The sequence below is a fragment of the uncultured Ferrimonas sp. genome (genome assembly GCF_947489035.1).
GTDB lineage: Bacteria > Pseudomonadota > Gammaproteobacteria > Enterobacterales > Shewanellaceae > Ferrimonas.
The window spans coordinates 11405-28017 of sequence record NZ_CANLCI010000014.1; the positions used below are offsets into that span (position 1 = coordinate 11405).

Here is a 16613-nt window from a genome sequence, read left to right on the forward strand (position 1 = left end):
TTTACAAGGGTCGCGAATTTACTCATTTCGCTCGTTAATGTCAATGACGACGGGCAAAATAACGCCAATATATTGGTCCAGAAACCAATTTTGGCCTTCCACAACCCTACGGTTTAAGATGGTGCGAAATTCTAGCAGCATTCCTGCCACGGTGACAGTGGTCGTGGATTTTTTTTGCTGACTATTGCGCCATTGGCGAATAAAGCGTCAATTATGCCCCTCTATCCAAGTTGAGTATTCCTGTTGAGTAAAAAATTAGTGCGTTCTGGCCTTATTGTCAGTGCGATGACCCTGATCTCTCGCGTGCTGGGATTAGTGCGTGATGTGGTGGTGGCCAATTTAATGGGGGCCGGGGCGGCGGCGGATGTCTTTTTCCTGGCCAATAAAATCCCCAACTTTCTGCGTCGGCTGTTTGCCGAAGGGGCGTTTGCCCAAGCGTTTGTACCAGTGCTGAGCGAATACCAGCACGATAAGCCCGATCAGGTGCGGCAGTTGGTGGCGAAAGTCAGCGGCACCTTAGGCACCATTATTACCGTTGTGACCCTGCTGGGGGTGATCGGCTCGCCAGTGATTGCCGCCCTGTTTGGTACCGGTTGGTTTATTGATTGGCTGAATGACGCCCCCGGCGGGGAGAAATTTACCCTTGCGGCCCTGATGCTGAAGATCACCTTCCCCTATTTATGGTTTATCACCTTAACGGCGTTGTCGGGGGCGATTTTGAATACCCTTGGCCGTTTTGCGGTGGCGGCGTTTACCCCGGTCTTTTTAAACGTGGCCATCATTGCCTGTGCCTTGTGGTTGGCGCCGCAGCTGGCACAACCGGAATTGGCGCTGGCGTGGGGGGTATTCTTAGGCGGACTCATTCAGTTTCTGTTTCAGATCCCCTTTCTATACCGCAATAAGATGTTGGTGCGGCCGCAATGGGGTTGGCATGATCCTGGGGTAAAGAAAATTCGTACCTTGATGATCCCAGCCATGTTTGGGGTGTCGGTCAGCCAGATCAACCTGTTATTTGATACTTTAATTGCCAGCTTCTTGATGACCGGCTCCATCAGTTGGCTTTATTACTCGGATCGCTTGTTGGAGTTTCCTCTGGGTCTGTTTGGGATTGCCATCGCAACGGTGATCCTACCGGCGTTGTCGCGCAATCAAGCCGCGGCCGATCCGAAGCAGTTTGCCCGCACCATGGATTGGGGCGTACGCAGCGTATTGCTGGTGGGCATTCCGGCGATGTTGGGATTGATGGTGTTAGCGCAGCCGATGCTGATGGTGCTATTCATGCGCGGCGCCTTCTCCGTGGCAGACAGCCAAATGGCGGCCATGAGCCTATTAGCGTACGCCTCAGGCTTATTAAGCTTTATGTTGGTGAAGGTGTTAGCGCCGGGTTATTACGCCCGCCAAGACACCAAAACTCCGGTGCGCTACGGCATCATTGCGATGGTGGCCAACATGGGCTTTAACGTCGCTCTGGCGATCCCCTTTGGCTACGTTGGCTTAGCGTTGGCAACGGCGGCATCGGCCACCTTAAACGCTGGGCTGCTGTACCGCGGTTTAGTGCAGCAGCGGGTGTATCAAGTCAGCCAGCAAAGTGGGCGCTTAATTGGCAAAATGGTGGTGGCCGGGGCAGTGATGGCCACTACGGTGTGGTGGCTATCCCCAGCCGAAGCGGTGTGGTTAGCTTGGGGCCTAGCCGAGCGCAGCTTGTGGCTCTTTACCTACATTGGTGCTGGCGTAGCCACCTATCTGGCCAGCTTGCTGCTGTTAGGGCTGCGCCCGCGGCATCTGCGTGCGGCTTGAGTTAAATTCGACCGGACTGGGATGATGCAGCCAATGGCCGTGCCAGTTCGCCGCCTACGGCGCGGCCGTCCATTGGTATTGCCCCTAAGCTGGGGTATAATCCGGCGATTTTCGAAGCAAAAGACAAGCTGCACCCTATGGAGTTAGTGCGAGGGATCCACAACCTCACCCCAAAACATCACGGCTGTGTATTAACCATTGGTAACTTTGATGGGGTACACCAAGGCCACGCGGCGGTTATTGCCCGAGTGGTTGAGATGGCAAAACAGCATCAGGTGCCCGCAACGGTGCTGCTGTTTGATCCGCAACCGCAAGAGTATTTTGCCGGCGATAACGCGCCAGCAAGATTAAGCTTGTTGCGCGATAAACTGAGCCGTTTGGCGCAGTTGGGGATTGATCGGGTGCTGTGCATCCGTTTTAACCAAAAGTTTGCCGACTTTGAAGCCCAGCGCTTCGTTGAGCAGCTGTTGGTGAAGCAGCTCGGGGTGCGTCACCTCGTGGTGGGCGACGACTTTTGCTTTGGTAAAGCGCGGCAGGGCAACTACGCCATGCTGCAACAAGCTGGTGCACGCCACGGCTTTACCGTGCAAGACACCGCCAGCTGTTTGCTGGGGGCGGCACGGATCTCCAGCACCTTGATCCGACAAGCGTTGGCGCAGGGGGATCTGAGCGGTGCTGAGCAGATGCTGGGTTACCCATATCAGATCAGTGGCCGCGTAGCCCATGGCGACAAGCTGGGGCGCACCCTCAACTTTCCTACTGCCAACTTGCCTTTAAGACGCAAGGTGGTGCCGGTAAGTGGGGTGTACGCGGTCAAGGTACGCTTTGCCGATGGCAGCGTGCGCGATGGCGTGGCCAACGTGGGCAAACGCCCCACGGTGCACGGTGAAAATTGCCGTTTAGAAGTACATATTTTTGATTTTGCTGCTGACATTTATGGGCAGCAGTTGCAGATCCAGCTGATCAGTTGGCTGCGAGATGAACAACGCTTTGAGTCGCTTGATGCGCTGAAAGCCCAAATAAGCGCAGACGTTATCGAAGCAAAAGCTCGTTTGTCTGCACCTGAATACTTAGTTTGAACTCCTTGATGGTGAAGCCCTAAATGGTTGATTACAAAACAACTCTGAACTTACCGGAAACAGATTTCCCGATGCGTGGCAACTTGGCCAACCGGGAGCCGGAAATGTTGAAAAACTGGGACGAGAAGGCGCTGTACAAAGCGATCCGTGCCAGTCGTCAGGGCGCCAAGCCGTTTATTCTGCACGATGGTCCTCCGTACGCGAACGGCGACATTCATATCGGTCACTCAGTGAATAAGATCCTGAAAGACATCATCATCAAGTCCAAAACCATGGCGGGCTTTGATGCGCCATACGTGCCGGGCTGGGATTGTCACGGTCTGCCAATTGAATTGAAGGTCGAAGGCAAAGTCGGCAAGCCGGGCCATAAGGTGTCTGCAGCGGAGTTTCGTCAGAAGTGTCGCGAGTACGCCAAGGTGCAAGTGGAAGGTCAGAAAGCCGACTTCATCCGCTTGGGCGTGTTGGGTGAATGGGATAAGCCATACCTGACCATGGATTTTGGCACCGAAGCCAACATCATTCGTTCGCTGTCAAAAATCATCGACAATGGCCACCTGCACAAAGGCGCGAAGCCAGTGCATTGGTGTACCGATTGTGGCTCTGCCTTGGCTGAAGCCGAAGTGGAATACGAAGATAAGAAATCCCCAGCCATCGACGTTAAGTTTGCGGCTGCAGACGACGCGGCGGTTGCGGCTAAATTTGATGGCGAGGCGGGCACCGGCCCAATCAGCGCCGTGATCTGGACCACCACCCCGTGGACCTTACCAGCCAACCGCGCCATTTCGCTGCACGCTGAAGTGCAGTATGCGTTAGTGCAGCTGGACGGCGAGCGCCTGATCTTAGCCGCCGATTTGGTTAACTCAGTAATGCAGCGCGCCGGCATCGAAAGCTTTAAAGAGCTGGGTTACTGTCAGGGCCAAGCGTTAGAGCTGCTGCAGTTCAAGCACCCTTTCTACGACTTTACCGTTCCGGCCATCTTGGGCGAGCACGTTACGACCGAATCCGGTACCGGTTGCGTTCACACCGCACCGGGCCACGGCCAAGACGATTTCATCGTTGGTAAGCAGTACGATTTGGAAGTGGCCAACCCGGTGGGTAACAACGGCGTTTATCTGCCCGATACCGAACTGTTTGCTGGCCAGCACGTATTCAAAGCCAACGACAACGTGATTGCGGTACTGCAAGAGCGCGGCGCCTTGCTGCACATGGAAAATATCCTGCACAGCTACCCGCATTGCTGGCGCCACAAAACGCCAATCATCTTCCGCGCTACGCCGCAGTGGTTTATCTCGATGGATCAAGCGGGTTTGCGTCAGCGTTCACGGGAAGAGATTGAAAAAGTGCAGTGGTTGCCTGATTGGGGCCAAGCGCGCATCGACAGCATGGTGGCTGGTCGCCCAGATTGGTGTATCTCGCGTCAGCGTACTTGGGGCGTACCAATTGCTCTGTTTACCCATAAAGAGACTCAAGAGCTGCACCCACGCACCATCGAACTGATGGAGCAAGTGGCCAAGCTGGTGGAAGAGCAAGGGATCCAAGCGTGGTGGGATCTGGATGCCAGTGAGCTACTGGGCGACGACGCCGCCAACTACGATAAGGTGCAAGACACCTTGGATGTGTGGTTTGATTCTGGCGTGTCACACCACAGTGTGGTGGATGCCCGTGACGAGTTTAAAGGCCAGCCGGCGGATCTGTACTTAGAAGGCTCGGATCAACACCGTGGCTGGTTCATGTCGAGCTTGATCTCCTCTACCGCGATGAAGAACAAAGCCCCGTACCGCCAAGTGCTGACCCACGGTTTCACTGTGGATGGTAAAGGCCGCAAGATGTCGAAGTCTATCGGCAACGTGATGAGCCCACAGCATGTGGTGAACAAGCTGGGTGCCGACATCCTGCGTTTGTGGGTGGCCTCTACCGATTACTCCGGCGAGATGACCGTTTCTGACGAGATCCTCAAGCGCTCGGCAGATGCGTATCGCCGCATTCGTAACACCTCTCGTTTCTTACTGGCCAACATGAATGGCTTCAACCCAGCCACCGATATGGTTGAGCTGGCTGATATGGTGGCCGTGGACCGCTGGATTGTGGCCCGTGCTCACAGCCTGCAGCAAGAGATTGTAACCGCGTACGATCAATACAACTTCCATCAGGTTACTCAGAAGCTGATGCACTTCTGCTCGGTTGAACTGGGTAGCTTCTATCTGGACATCATCAAAGATCGTCAGTACACCGCCAAAGGCGACAGCGTTGCGCGTCGTTCTTGTCAAAGCGCGCTGTACTTGATCTCGGAAGCGATGGTGCGCTGGATGGCACCAATCTTAAGCTTTACCGCCGATGAGATCTGGCAGCAACTGCCGGGTGAGCGTGAGCAGTTTGTCTTTACCCAAGTGTGGTACGACGGCTTAGCCCCAATGGCCGACGACGCCATCTTGAGCGACGGCCAATGGCAGCAACTGGTTGATGTGTTAGCGGTGCTGAACAAGTCTTTGGAAGCGGCGAAGAAAGACGGCATTAAAAACCGTTTGGGCGCGGACGTAACTCTGTACGCCAATGGCGAGCTGAAAGCGCTGTTGGAGCAACTGGGTGACGAATTACGCTTTGCGCTGATCACGTCCAACATCCGCGTGCTGGATCTGGCTGACGGTGCTGATGCAGAAGAAACCGAGCTGGAAGGCTTAAAGGTTAAGCTGGTTAAGACCGAAGCGGAGAAATGTGAGCGCTGCTGGAACCACCGCGAAGACGTGGGCAGCCACGCGGGTCACGAAACCATCTGTGGTCGCTGTGTGACCAACATTGATGGCGCTGGGGAAGCTCGTACATATGCTTAAGGAAGCCTGGGCTAATCGCCCCGCGCAATGGACGCGCAGTGGTTGCTCTTGGTTATGGCTGGCAGTGGTTGCATTGCTGGTCGATCAAGCCACTAAGTTGTATGTGGCGGCCAGCTTTGAGTACGGCGTGCGCTTGCCGTTTTTGCCGTCGCTCAACCTAACCTACGTGCATAACCCCGGTGCCGCATTCAGCTTTTTAGCCGATGCCGGTGGTTGGCAGCGTTGGGGTTTTGCGGTGTTTGCGTTGATTGTGACCGTCGCACTTACCCTGATGATGCGCGCCGAAAACAAACAGAAAAAGATGATTAACATCAGCTATGCGCTGATCATCAGTGGTGCCATTGGTAACATGATAGATCGCCTAGCTTATGGCTATGTGATCGACTTTATCGACTTTTACGTGGGCAATTGGCATTGGCCAGCGTTTAACATCGCCGATACCGCCATCTGCATTGGTGCTGCCCTAATGATTTTAGATTCGATGCTGCAACCTAAGCCATCGAAGGAGGCTAAGTGAGCGAACTGGTAGTCGGGCTTAATGCCCACGTATTTATGCACTTTAACGTTGAGCTGCCCGATGGCAGTGTGGCCGATAGCACCCGAGCTCACGGTAAGCCCGCACGGTTAACCTTGGGTGACGGCAGCTTAAGTGCTGGCATGGAAAAGGCGTTGATGGGCTTAGCAAAGGGCGATAAAAAGCGCTTTAGCTTGCCGCCAGAAGACGCCTTTGGCCAACCGAACCCAGACAACATGCAGCACATGGATCGCACTCAGTTTGCTGCGGATGCGGATCTGACTAACGGCACCATCATGGCGTTTACCGCGCCGGATGGAAATCAATACCCCGGCGTGATCCGCGACGTGGTGGGCGATTCAGTAACGGTGGATTTTAACCACCCACTGGCTGGGCAAACGGTGCTGTTTGATGTGGAGATTTTGGACGTCGTTGCCAAGGAGGCACAATGAAGGTCCTGATGGCCAATCCCCGCGGTTTTTGTGCTGGCGTTGATCGCGCCATCACCATTGTTGAGCGGGCACTGGAGCTGTTTGAAAAGCCGATCTACGTACGCCATGAAGTGGTGCATAACCGCTACGTGGTTGACGGCCTGCGTAACCGTGGCGCGGTGTTTGTTGATGAACTGAGCGAAGTGCCAGACAACAGCATTGTGATCTTTTCAGCGCACGGGGTATCGCAAACCGTGCGCGGCGAAGCCAAACAGCGTGGCTTGAAGGTGTTTGATGCCACTTGTCCGCTGGTGACCAAAGTGCACATGCAGGTAACTCGCGCCAGCCGCAAAGGGATTGAGTGCGTGTTGATTGGTCATGCTGGTCACCCCGAGGTGGAAGGCACCATGGGCCAATACGACAACGCCGAGGGTGGCATCTACCTGATCGAATCGCCGCAAGATGTGGCGAAGATGCAGGTGAAAGACGAAACCAACCTGACCTTTGTTACCCAAACCACATTATCAATGGACGATACCGCGGCAGTGATTGATGCGCTGCGAGCGCGTTTTCCGTCGGTAGAAGGGCCACGCAAAGACGACATCTGTTACGCCACCCAAAATCGACAAGATGCGGTGCGCGCGCTGGCCGCTCAAAGTGATTTGGTGCTGGTGGTGGGATCGAAGAACTCCTCGAACTCTAACCGTTTGCGTGATGTCGCCATCAAGTGCGGCAGCAAAGCCTATTTGATCGATGGTGCCAACGACGTTGATCCCCAATGGTTTGAAGGCGTTAGCCGAATTGGCGTTACCGCTGGCGCGTCGGCGCCAGAGGTGTTGGTGCAAGGGGTGATCGATACCCTTAAAGCTCACGGCGTTGATGCGGTGGAGGAAGCCAGCGGAGTTGAGGAAAACGTGATTTTCCATGTGCCGGCTGAGTTAAAGTAAGCCACTGTTTTATTTAAAAGCGCTGCCTTAGGGCGGCGTTTTTTTGGGCCTGTCGATCCGCAATAGAGCCCCGTTGACTATATTCTGTACTGCCTTTTGGGCAATTAGGGAGCGGTACGGATGTTGGGGCACAGGAAGCTGTCTGCCACTGCTGTGAGGGGCATGCAGCATGGCTTTACATTGATTGAAGTGATGGTGGCTGCCATCGTAACCACCGTGGGGTTATTGGGGGTGTTTCAGCTGCACACTCAAGCCAAACGCAGCAGCTTTGAATCATTCAATTACAGTAATGCCAGCGTAATGGCCACGGATGTGATTGATCGCATGCGCCTTAATCCTACCCAGCTGGCCAACTACGCCGGAACCAATTTCGGCGCGGGCAGCCAACCCGTACCAACTACCCCATGCAAACTGTCTGCTGGTGTCATCAATAATTGCAGTGATAACGAGTTACTGCAGTGGGATCGTTTCCACTGGGAACAGATGCTCTTGGGCAGTGCCGAGCAGCGGGGCAGCACCAACATTGGCGCCCCGGCTGGCATTGTGGGCTGTATTTTTGTTACCGGCATTGTGGTGGAAGTGGTGGTGTCGTGGCGGGGATTGGTGGCCAGCAGTGACGGGGCCAGCAACCACAGTGCCAATGCCAAAACCTGCGGCCAGAGCAACAGCCATCGCCGCCAAGTCGTGCTTAATACCGTGATATTGAATCGCCCATGAAAACACAACAAGGGCTAACCATAGCCGAATTGATGATCGCGATGGTGGTGGGACTGTTTGTGCTGGGCGGTTCGTACGCGATCTTTACCATGTCTGCGTCCAGTGTGCAGTCCACCGGTCAACAAAACCAGATCCAAGACAGCGCGCGGATGGCGCTACGGATGCTGCAAGATGATCTAAGCCAAGCGGGCTTTTTTGCCGATTTAACCGGATTGGATCTCATCCCTGGGGTTAATTTGTTGCCTTTACCCGCCATTGCGGGCATCGATTGCAATGGCGCGGGGCCCAATAACCGTACCTTCCCCAACAACATTGGCCATTTCCGTACACTTTGGGCTTACACCGAAGGGCATGGCCCCAAAATCAGCTGTTTGAGTGGCAATCGTGGCGGTTCTGATGTGTTGCAAATCAAACGCCTACTCGGGCCTCAACAAGCCGCAGGCGATGAAGAAAGCGATCGCTATTACTTTATCAATAACCTCACCCAAGGGCGCTTTTATGCTGGTAGCGGGGCTACGCCTGCCATGACCAGCGGCCGGATCTGGCAGTATCAACATCGAGTGTATTACGTGGCGAATAACGATGCTGGGGTGCCCAGTTTGTTTCGCCGCAGTCTCAATACTGCCGATCTTATGGGCGCCGCTGAAGAGTTGGTTGAAGGGGTGGAAGAGATCAAATACCAGTTTGGGCTAGATGCCGATGGGGATTCCTTTGTGGACAGTTATCTGACCGCACGTGAGGTGACCAATAACATCTGGGATCAGGTTGGCGATAACCGCATTGTCGCGGTACGCATCAACATTTTGCTGCGCAGTGCCACTGAAGACAGCAGCATGAACCCCTCGGGTAGCACCACCTTCCAGATGCCAGACGCCAATAAAGTGATTGCCGCGGATAAGCATCGGCGCCGCTTGCTGAGTGCCACGGTGATGATGCGTAATCCGATCCTAACGGCGAGGAAAGGCTGATGAAACAGCAACGAGGCATTGCCTTGGTGGCCAGCATTTTGTTGTTGCTGATCCTTACGTTAGTGGCCGTGTCACTGGCGCAAAATAGCCGCAGCAGCAGCCAGTTGGCGGTGGCCAGCATGGCGCGGGATGAAGCGTTGCAATTGGCGAACGGCGGCCAAGAGAATTTTGTCGAAGGGCAGCGACTTGCTCGCGGTACCAGTGTGCTCATTACCAACTCGGATACTACGACTGTGGTTGATGGCACGTTGGGAGTGAATAACGACGTGGTGTTTATTATTGAAAGCAGTTGTCGTCGAGCTCGTAATGCCACCGCGAGCGGGGTGATTAACTGTCGCCAAAGCGATGTGGAAAGCACAATCCGTTTTGGTCGCAATCATCGCGGTAATCTGTCGGTAACCGCGGGCGTAGAGCAGCCGGTATTAAAAATGGGAGGGGGATAGGATGAACGCTGCCAATAAACAATGGGCTTCGCTGGTGCTGGGGCTGAGCTTAGTGTTGCCTGCTGCTGGGGATGACACCGAACTTTATGTGGCGGGGGGCGATGTGATCACCTCCTCGCGACCTCAGGTGATGATCATCTTTGACAACTCGGGCTCGATGCGTACTGAGGAAGCCGTGGCGCCAGCCCCCTTTGATCCCACGGTGGATTACACCAACGGCAATAATCGCAATCGCATCTATTACGTTAAAGGTGCGGTTGATCCCAGCAATTACCCCGATCCTCGCGACGGCAGTGAACGCCGCTATGTCAATTGGAACCAAAATGCGTGCGCCGATTCTTTGCGGCCACACCCCAGCAATGCCAGCATCAACCTGTTGACTTATGGCGGCCTGTACACCAATAACATCCGCGCCTTTCGTTACAATAAGAATCGCAATAACGGCATCTTTTGGCGGCAGCTGCCCGACTCTATTGCCGATGATAAACGTCAGCTGTTTATTATCGATTGCAAGGCGGATTTAGACAGCGCCAATGCCAATAATGCCAGCAGTCATCCTAACTCGGGATTGCGTGGCAGTGGCTTTGTGCAAGACGTTAATAAAACCTCCCCCTTTGATGGCACGGCCACCACGGCATCGGCACTAGAGCGCGAAACCAATGCCGCTTCTGCCCAAGCTGGGACTCGATTTGGTAGCGGCGATACCGTAACGCTGTTTACCGAAAACTATCTAACCTATTTCCACACTGCGACCACGTCGGATAAAACTCGGCTGCAGATCGCCAAAGACACCATCACCGGCTTGGTGAACAGCACCGCTGGCGTGGATTTTGGTTTAACGGTGTTTAACTATGAAAATGCCGGCAGAGTGGTCAAGGGCATTAAAGAGATGACCGACACGAACCGCACTTCGCTAGTGAATACGGTCAATGCGCTGTCGGCCAGCACCTGGACGCCACTGTGTGAAACCTTGTTTGAAGCTTATCGTTACTACGCCGGTAAAGCTGTGCATAAGGGGACGTTAGAGCCCAGTCGCACCCCAGTGTTTGATGCCAGCGTCATCAACAATGGCTTCTACACCTCGCCCATGCTGGCGTGTCAGCCTCAGGCTTATGTGGTGTTGATCACCGATGGCGCGCCAACGCGAGACAACAGCTACGACAGCTTGATTAAATCAGAGCTGGGGTTAACCGACGCCGATAAGGTGGATGGCAATCTATTACCTGGGGTGGCCGATAAGCTCTACAACAGCGATCTCAGTGCCAGCTTGCAGGGGCAGCAGCGGGTGGTGACCTACACCATCGGCTTTTCGGATGGCGCGGACAACGCTGCCAATGTACTGGAAGAGGCGGCGTTGCGTGGTGGTGGTGAATACTATCCGGCCGCTGATGCACAAGCGCTGCAGGGGGCGTTACAGCAGATCTTTAGTCAAATCCTTGCGGTTAACGCGTCGTTCACCTCGCCCTCAATCGCGGCCAATAGTTTTGATCGTACGCGCACCTTAGATGCGGTCTATTACGCCATGTTTCTGCCGAGTGATCGGCCTCGTTGGTTGGGCAACTTGAAGAAGTTGAAGATCAATAGCGCCAGTCAGGTTGTGGATAGCAGCGACAGCAAAGCGATAGACATTGAAGGCAACATTTCCGATAACGCCTGCACCATCTGGACCTCCAGCGGCATCTGCGCTTTGGCATCCAGTGGTGGCGATGGTAACGACGTGGGCAGTGGTGGGGTGCTGGAGGCGTTGCAAAAGCAAACCAATCGCACCTTTTTCACCTCTCCAGCAGGCAGTAGTGGCGCTCTTGTCAGCCTCAATAAGGCGAACTTGGCTGCAGCGGTTGGCGGGGAAAGCGAGATGTTGAGTGACTTAGGGATCTCAGACAGCAACTTAGCGACCGCGTATGTGTCGTGGTTAAAAGGCGTGGATGTCGATGATGAAGATGAAGATTTAAGCGCCACGGATCTGCGCTTCGACGTCATGGGTGATCCGCTGCATTCGAAGCCTGTGGCGATCAACTACGGCAGCGGTGATGGGGTGCGTATTGTGGTCGGCACCAATGCTGGCGTGCTGCACATGTTTGAAGATAAAGGCAACAGCGTTAGCGAAAGTTGGAGCTGGTATGTGGCAGATCTGCTCGATACCTTACCTCAGCTTCGTGCCAACGAAAAAACGGGTGGCCATACGGTGTACGGCGTAGATGGGCCGCCGGTTGTTTATATTCAAGACAGCAACGGCAATGGGGTAGTGGACGCGGGTAGCGACAAAGTCTGGCTTTACTTTGGTTTGCGCCGCGGTGGCCGCATCTATTACGGGCTGGATATCACCGATCCGGACAGCCCCAGTTTGATGTGGAAAGTCAGTTCTGCCAGTCCCAATATGGCGGAGCTGGGACAGACTTGGGCGGAACCCTTAGTAACCACGGTGCCGGCCAATGGTGGCAAGCCAGTTGTAATCGTGGGCGGCGGTTATGATGCCAATAAAGACAGCCTGACCGTGGGTGCTGCCGATAATATGGGGCGAGGGGTGTTTATTTTGGATGCCGAAAGCGGCAGCTTAGTGCACCGTTTTACCGCATTAGCGACGAAGAGCAGCAGCTCGACGCCGCTACCCACAACGGATTCAATCCCCAATAAAGTTGCTGCACTCGACAGTGACGGCGATGGGATCAGTGATCGTCTGTATGCTACCGATACCGGCGCCAACGTGTGGCGTATCGATATGCCGAGCAGCGAACGTGACAGCTGGAGCGTAATCAAGTTTGCCGATCTCGGCGGCACGACCTTAGCTAACGATCGCCGCTTTCATGCGGAAGTGAGCGTGGCCCAAACCAGTTTTGATCTACGCCAAGAGCTGGTTATTGAAAACCCCGATGGCAGTGACAGCACCATTGTGACCAACAGTGAAGTGCCGTTTGATGCGGTGGTTGTGGGCAGTGGCAATCGGGCTCACCCAAACTCTACCGGCACCAATGATCACCTTTACATGCTGCAGGATCGCTGGGTGCTAAGCCAAACCTTTGGCACCGATGATAACCCTGCTCCAGCGGTGATCACTCAAGCGAGCCTGTATAACGTGGCGAATGATCCTTTTGGCAATGCCGATAATGAGGCAGAGCAATTGGCGGCAGAGCTGGCCTTAGGGGCTACGCTTGGCTGGTATTACCCGTTAGCACCGAAAGAGAAAGCGTTAGCGGCACCAACGGTGATCGCCGGTTCGGCTTTTTTTACCACCTTCACTCCCGGCGATACAGGAGCAAGCATCAACGCCTGTGTGTCGGCTGGTGCAGGGCATCTGTATGAGTTCTCGCTGCAACAAGGGATCGGCATTCGCAGCGTCAGCTTAGGGGCTCGCTTACCAGACACCCCTCAAATCGTGGTGCCGCCACCGCCATCGCCCACTCCGGATGATTGGGATCCCACGCTGTATTTGATCGGGGTGGGGGCGGGCGATAATCGCAGTGGCACCATTGCCACGAACCAGCTAATGACCCCCAATCGGGTTTACTACCATAGCGGTAATAATTAATAAGCTTTAACAGGCTTTGGGCTTAGGGTGATAGCGGATCCCACCGGTTGCGCTGATGGTCACTTGTTGTCGCAACTCACTGTTGCGTTGTAGTGGGCAGTAACGGATAGAACCGGTGAAATAAGTGAAACCATCGCTGCTGAAACGCACCTGAGTCCGACTGGCCGTAATAAAGTCTTGGGGGGCGATAGCGGCCCGCTGCTGTAATATTTCATCGCCCTCGTTCCAGCGTCCTTTGGGCTGGGTATCGATAAAGACGGAATAACCGTGTTGCCACTGGTTACTGCAACGGTTGTCATCATTAATCGGGCAGACGGTAATGGTGTTTTGGTAGCTTACGGCCAATTGCCGTGCGTAGTTGAGATCTTGATATAGCTGGCTGATGTGGGTTGAGGCGCGGCTGTGGGCCAGCAAATAATCGATAACTGGGCGACCAATGCCGAGCAAGATGGTGGCGATAGCGATGGCTATCAAGAGTTCAATGAGAGTGCGGCCACATTGGGTGTGCATGATTACTGTCCGACAGGATTGAGGGCAACAGTTCGACTACAGAGACAACCACAAACGAAAGGGCAGCATCAATGGATGCTGCCCTTTTGTGTACGCATATTGTATCGGGGTTAGCTCAGCTGCAATTGCCAGCAGAGTTTGATTTATGGATTAGCCCTGTTTCACTGATATCAAGTTGCCTTTTGTGGGCGCCATTTTTGGATTCAGCGCAATAGCGGATGTTGACGTCGCTACTGAGGAAACCATCTACGCTAAAGCGGTAGAAATCTGCGCCATTGATGAAGTCATCATCATTAAAATTACCGCGACGGATCAAAACCTCTTCTGTGCTGTCGAGCTGAGCATCGGTATCTTCATCAATGAAGACCGTATAGCCGTTCAGCCATTCACCATCACACACATTGTCCTCATTGATCGGACAGATGGTGACGGGGTTTAAATAGGCGGTCGCCATCTGCCGAGAATAGAGGAGATCCTGCTGGATCTGTTCAATGCCGCTAGTGGCTCGCGTACTTTGCCGTGCATCGCTTAGCGAAGGCATTGCAATACCAAATAAGATGGCTGCAATGGCAATGGTTATCATTAATTCAACCAGTGTAAATCCGTGTTCTACTTTCATGCCCTATCCCTAAACATGCTTCCCCAAAGGCTATTGGGTGCAGTTAAAATCCATTTTAGCCGTCCAAAACAATGGTTTTAAATGTCAACAAATCCTAGTTTATCAGCGAATTAAGGCTAACTTCTGAACGCTTTTGTGGTTATCATTTGCTCGCTTGAGTGTTAATGTTATCGCAATTGGCCGACAGGACGCCAATGCCTCGATAGAACGGAATCTATTGCTTTAAATAGGGAGTCTGACATGGTTGTTGGACAAAGAAGAACCAATCAAACAGGAATGACCCTGATCGAAGTACTGATCGCCGGGGTTGTTCTGAGCATCGGCCTGTTAGGGGTGTTCCAGCTGCATGTGTTTTCAAAGCGCAGCAGTTACGCATCCATTAACTATTCCCAAGCGACCATGATGGCCGCGGATATGGTTGATCGCATTCGCTTAAACCCTGCCCAGCGTGATAATTACATTTTTAATAATTACGGGGCTGCGACCATCACGTTGCCATCCAAAAGCTGCAATAAAACATCCGGTGTTATTAATCAATGCACACCAACTGAGATGACCAATTGGGATCAGTACCAGTGGGATCAAGAACTCAGCGGCAGAAGTGAGCGGGTCGGAAGCACCAATATTGGTGTTGCTGAGGATGTAACGGGGTGCGTTTTTGTGGTTGGTAATGACGTGGAAGTGGTGGTTTCTTGGCAAGGTCTGATTGGCAGCAGTGACGCCGCCGATCGTTCCAGTGCGAATGCGAAAAGCTGCGGTACCAGCGGCAATAAGCGCCGCCAAGTGGTGATCAGTACCGTTGTGGTGGCCGCTCTATGAATAAGCAACGTGGATTAACGATACCGGAATTGATGGTCGCCTTAACCATTGGCTTGTTTGTGCTTGGCGCAACCTATTCAGTGTTCACGATGTCGGCCAGCAGTGTGAACGCCACCGGTCAACAAAATCAGCTGCAAGAAAGTGCTCGGTTATCGCTGCGGATGCTGCAGGATGATATTGCTCAGGCGGGTTTTTTTGCTGATCTCACCGGGGCTGATCTGGTTACTGCGACTGTCGCGTCTCCAAATTTAGCGGGTGGTTCAGATTGCATTGGCGCAGGGCTTAATAACAGCAGTTACCCCGCTGCTGTGGGCCATTTTCGCACCCTATGGGCAGAACACGTAAAGACCGATCCTACCTTAACCTGCATCACTCAAGTGGTGAAAGACAGTGATGTGCTGCAAGTGAAGCGGCTTGATGGTGTGCCACTTCTGGCGGCTGATCTGGCCGACAATGAAATTTATTACGCCGTTAATGTTAACCAAGGCCAATTCTTCCAAGGCAGCGATGGCATCCCTGCTGGGATCAGCAACAGCCGCGTCTATCGCTATCGGCACCGCAGCTATTACATTCGCAAAAATGCCGGCGGGATCCCATCGCTCTATATGCACGATTTAAGCGCAGCAGGCATGGCCACCGCAACGCCGCTGGTGGAAGGGATCGAGGCGATTGAGTATGAATTTGGAGTGGATATTAACGGCGACAGCGTTGTTGATACTTACCTTGCAACGCCTGATGTTACCGATGCCATTTGGGATCAGCAGGGGCTGAGTCAAATTGTATCGGTACGGGTGCATCTATTACTTACCAGTGTTGCCCCAGACAAGAGCTTAAAAACGGGTGCCGTAACTTACGATATGCCCAGTGGTGCGCGGTCCATCAGCAACGACGGTTTACGTCGAAAAAAGGTATCCACCACGGTGATGTTGCGTAATCCCATTATCGTTAACCGGAGAGATGGCATATGAAAAATCAAGCCGGGGTTGCGTTAGTGACCAGCATCTTGTTGCTGTTGATCTTAACCTTAGTGGCGGTTTCGTTAGCGACCCGCAGCCGAGCCACTACTCAAATGGCAACCGCCAGTGTGGCCCGAGAAGAAGCGGTGCAACTGGCCAATGGTGAGCAAGAGGGGTTCATCGAGCAAGAGCGTCTCTCCCGCGGTGATAGCCAGTTTATTACTACGCCAGATGGCGCGGCCCCTGCGGATCCGGCGAACCCTAATGCCAACCCCAATCTGGTGACATTTATCGTAGAAAGCAGCTGTCGACGTTCGCGCAACGCCACCGCCAGTGGTGTATTAGCGTGCCGACAAAGTGAATTAGAGAGCACCATTGTGTTTGGTCGTAACAACCGTGGCAGTTTATCTGTTGTCGCTGGGGTTGAGCAGCCGGTACTGCGTGCGACAGGAGGATAGG

General features: G+C 53.7%; 15 protein-coding genes. 13 read left to right on the plus strand and 2 right to left on the minus strand.

The genetic code is table 11. The annotated features are described in order from the left end of the window. Positions 1–243: 243 nt before the first annotated feature. The 10 genes from murJ to Q0796_RS10070 all read left to right on the plus strand — a co-directional run bounded on the left by murJ (position 244) and on the right by Q0796_RS10070 (position 13250). Positions 244–1797, plus strand: a complete 1554-nt coding sequence (gene murJ, locus Q0796_RS10025) for a murein biosynthesis integral membrane protein MurJ (protein ID WP_298442501.1) — start codon at positions 244–246, stop codon at positions 1795–1797. Positions 1798–1934: 137 nt separating this feature from the next. Then, the gene (ribF, locus tag Q0796_RS10030) at positions 1935–2876 is read left to right on the plus strand and encodes a bifunctional riboflavin kinase/FAD synthetase (protein WP_298442503.1); all 942 of its coding nucleotides are present in this window, start codon (positions 1935–1937) and stop codon (positions 2874–2876) included. A gap of 23 nt (positions 2877–2899) precedes the next feature. Further along, the gene (ileS, locus tag Q0796_RS10035) at positions 2900–5704 is read left to right on the plus strand and encodes an isoleucine--tRNA ligase (RefSeq protein ID WP_298442505.1); all 2805 of its coding nucleotides are present in this window, start codon (positions 2900–2902) and stop codon (positions 5702–5704) included. Continuing rightward, a complete protein-coding gene (gene lspA / locus Q0796_RS10040) occupies positions 5697–6221 on the plus strand; it encodes a signal peptidase II (protein WP_298442507.1) in 525 nt (174 codons plus the stop codon). Before ileS ends, lspA begins: the two co-directional genes overlap by 8 nt. Further along, positions 6218–6670, plus strand: a complete 453-nt coding sequence (fkpB, locus tag Q0796_RS10045) for an FKBP-type peptidyl-prolyl cis-trans isomerase (protein ID WP_298442510.1) — start codon at positions 6218–6220, stop codon at positions 6668–6670. The genes lspA and fkpB overlap by 4 nt, the downstream gene beginning before the upstream one ends. Then, positions 6667–7596 (plus strand): 4-hydroxy-3-methylbut-2-enyl diphosphate reductase, encoded by a 930-nt coding sequence (gene ispH / locus Q0796_RS10050; RefSeq protein WP_298442513.1) that lies wholly within the window; start codon positions 6667–6669, stop codon positions 7594–7596. The genes fkpB and ispH overlap by 4 nt, the downstream gene beginning before the upstream one ends. 162 nt (positions 7597–7758) lie before the next feature. After that, the gene (pilV, locus tag Q0796_RS10055; RefSeq protein WP_298442516.1) at positions 7759–8313 is read left to right on the plus strand and encodes a type IV pilus modification protein PilV; all 555 of its coding nucleotides are present in this window, start codon (positions 7759–7761) and stop codon (positions 8311–8313) included. Further along, positions 8310–9281, plus strand: coding sequence for a PilW family protein (locus tag Q0796_RS10060; protein ID WP_298442519.1), 972 nt, complete (start codon positions 8310–8312; stop codon positions 9279–9281). The genes pilV (Q0796_RS10055) and Q0796_RS10060 overlap by 4 nt, the downstream gene beginning before the upstream one ends. Beyond that, on the plus strand, positions 9281–9724 hold the full coding sequence (locus Q0796_RS10065) for a PilX N-terminal domain-containing pilus assembly protein (RefSeq protein ID WP_298442521.1): 444 nt from the start codon (positions 9281–9283) through the stop codon (positions 9722–9724). Before Q0796_RS10060 ends, Q0796_RS10065 begins: the two co-directional genes overlap by 1 nt. A 1-nt stretch (position 9725) precedes the next feature. Then, positions 9726–13250 carry a PilC/PilY family type IV pilus protein gene (locus Q0796_RS10070; RefSeq protein WP_298442523.1) on the plus strand — a complete coding sequence of 1175 codons (3525 nt, stop codon included), beginning with the start codon at positions 9726–9728 and terminating at the stop codon, positions 13248–13250. A 6-nt stretch (positions 13251–13256) separates the two neighbouring features. On the opposite strand, the gene Q0796_RS10075 is transcribed toward Q0796_RS10070, so the two are convergent. Together Q0796_RS10075 and Q0796_RS10080 are read right to left on the minus strand one after the other, a co-directional pair. Continuing rightward, positions 13257–13760, minus strand: coding sequence for a GspH/FimT family pseudopilin (locus Q0796_RS10075; RefSeq protein ID WP_298442525.1), 504 nt, complete (start codon positions 13758–13760; stop codon positions 13257–13259). A gap of 115 nt (positions 13761–13875) precedes the next feature. Continuing rightward, positions 13876–14379, minus strand: coding sequence for a GspH/FimT family pseudopilin (locus Q0796_RS10080; RefSeq protein ID WP_298442528.1), 504 nt, complete (start codon positions 14377–14379; stop codon positions 13876–13878). A 240-nt stretch (positions 14380–14619) separates the two neighbouring features. Between Q0796_RS10080 and pilV (Q0796_RS10085) the strand changes: the two genes are divergently transcribed. Genes pilV (Q0796_RS10085) through Q0796_RS10095 form a run of 3 tightly spaced genes read left to right on the plus strand, consistent with a single transcriptional unit; the run spans position 14620 to position 16612 of the window. Beyond that, positions 14620–15198, plus strand: coding sequence for a type IV pilus modification protein PilV (gene pilV / locus Q0796_RS10085; RefSeq protein WP_298442530.1), 579 nt, complete (start codon positions 14620–14622; stop codon positions 15196–15198). After that, positions 15195–16166, plus strand: a complete 972-nt coding sequence (locus Q0796_RS10090) for a PilW family protein (protein ID WP_298442533.1) — start codon at positions 15195–15197, stop codon at positions 16164–16166. Before pilV (Q0796_RS10085) ends, Q0796_RS10090 begins: the two co-directional genes overlap by 4 nt. Further along, positions 16163–16612, plus strand: coding sequence for a pilus assembly protein PilX (locus tag Q0796_RS10095; protein WP_298442536.1), 450 nt, complete (start codon positions 16163–16165; stop codon positions 16610–16612). Before Q0796_RS10090 ends, Q0796_RS10095 begins: the two co-directional genes overlap by 4 nt. The last annotated feature ends 1 nt before the right edge of the window (position 16613 follow it).

What these genes read in the sequence shown, in the direction of transcription:
- Q0796_RS10075 (WP_298442525.1), bottom strand. Translation starts at nt 13,760, where the DNA reads ATGCACACCCAATGTGGCCGCACTCTCATTGAACTCTTGATAGCCATC.
- lspA (WP_298442507.1), top strand. Translation starts at nt 5,697, where the DNA reads ATGCTTAAGGAAGCCTGGGCTAATCGCCCCGCGCAATGGACGCGCAGT.
- ispH (WP_298442513.1), top strand. Translation starts at nt 6,667, where the DNA reads ATGAAGGTCCTGATGGCCAATCCCCGCGGTTTTTGTGCTGGCGTTGAT.
- pilV (WP_298442530.1), top strand. Translation starts at nt 14,620, where the DNA reads ATGGTTGTTGGACAAAGAAGAACCAATCAAACAGGAATGACCCTGATC.
- Q0796_RS10070 (WP_298442523.1), top strand. Translation starts at nt 9,726, where the DNA reads ATGAACGCTGCCAATAAACAATGGGCTTCGCTGGTGCTGGGGCTGAGC.
- Q0796_RS10080 (WP_298442528.1), bottom strand. Translation starts at nt 14,379, where the DNA reads ATGAAAGTAGAACACGGATTTACACTGGTTGAATTAATGATAACCATT.
- Q0796_RS10095 (WP_298442536.1), top strand. Translation starts at nt 16,163, where the DNA reads ATGAAAAATCAAGCCGGGGTTGCGTTAGTGACCAGCATCTTGTTGCTG.
- Q0796_RS10090 (WP_298442533.1), top strand. Translation starts at nt 15,195, where the DNA reads ATGAATAAGCAACGTGGATTAACGATACCGGAATTGATGGTCGCCTTA.
- ileS (WP_298442505.1), top strand. Translation starts at nt 2,900, where the DNA reads ATGGTTGATTACAAAACAACTCTGAACTTACCGGAAACAGATTTCCCG.
- ribF (WP_298442503.1), top strand. Translation starts at nt 1,935, where the DNA reads ATGGAGTTAGTGCGAGGGATCCACAACCTCACCCCAAAACATCACGGC.
- pilV (WP_298442516.1), top strand. Translation starts at nt 7,759, where the DNA reads ATGCAGCATGGCTTTACATTGATTGAAGTGATGGTGGCTGCCATCGTA.
- Q0796_RS10060 (WP_298442519.1), top strand. Translation starts at nt 8,310, where the DNA reads ATGAAAACACAACAAGGGCTAACCATAGCCGAATTGATGATCGCGATG.
- Q0796_RS10065 (WP_298442521.1), top strand. Translation starts at nt 9,281, where the DNA reads ATGAAACAGCAACGAGGCATTGCCTTGGTGGCCAGCATTTTGTTGTTG.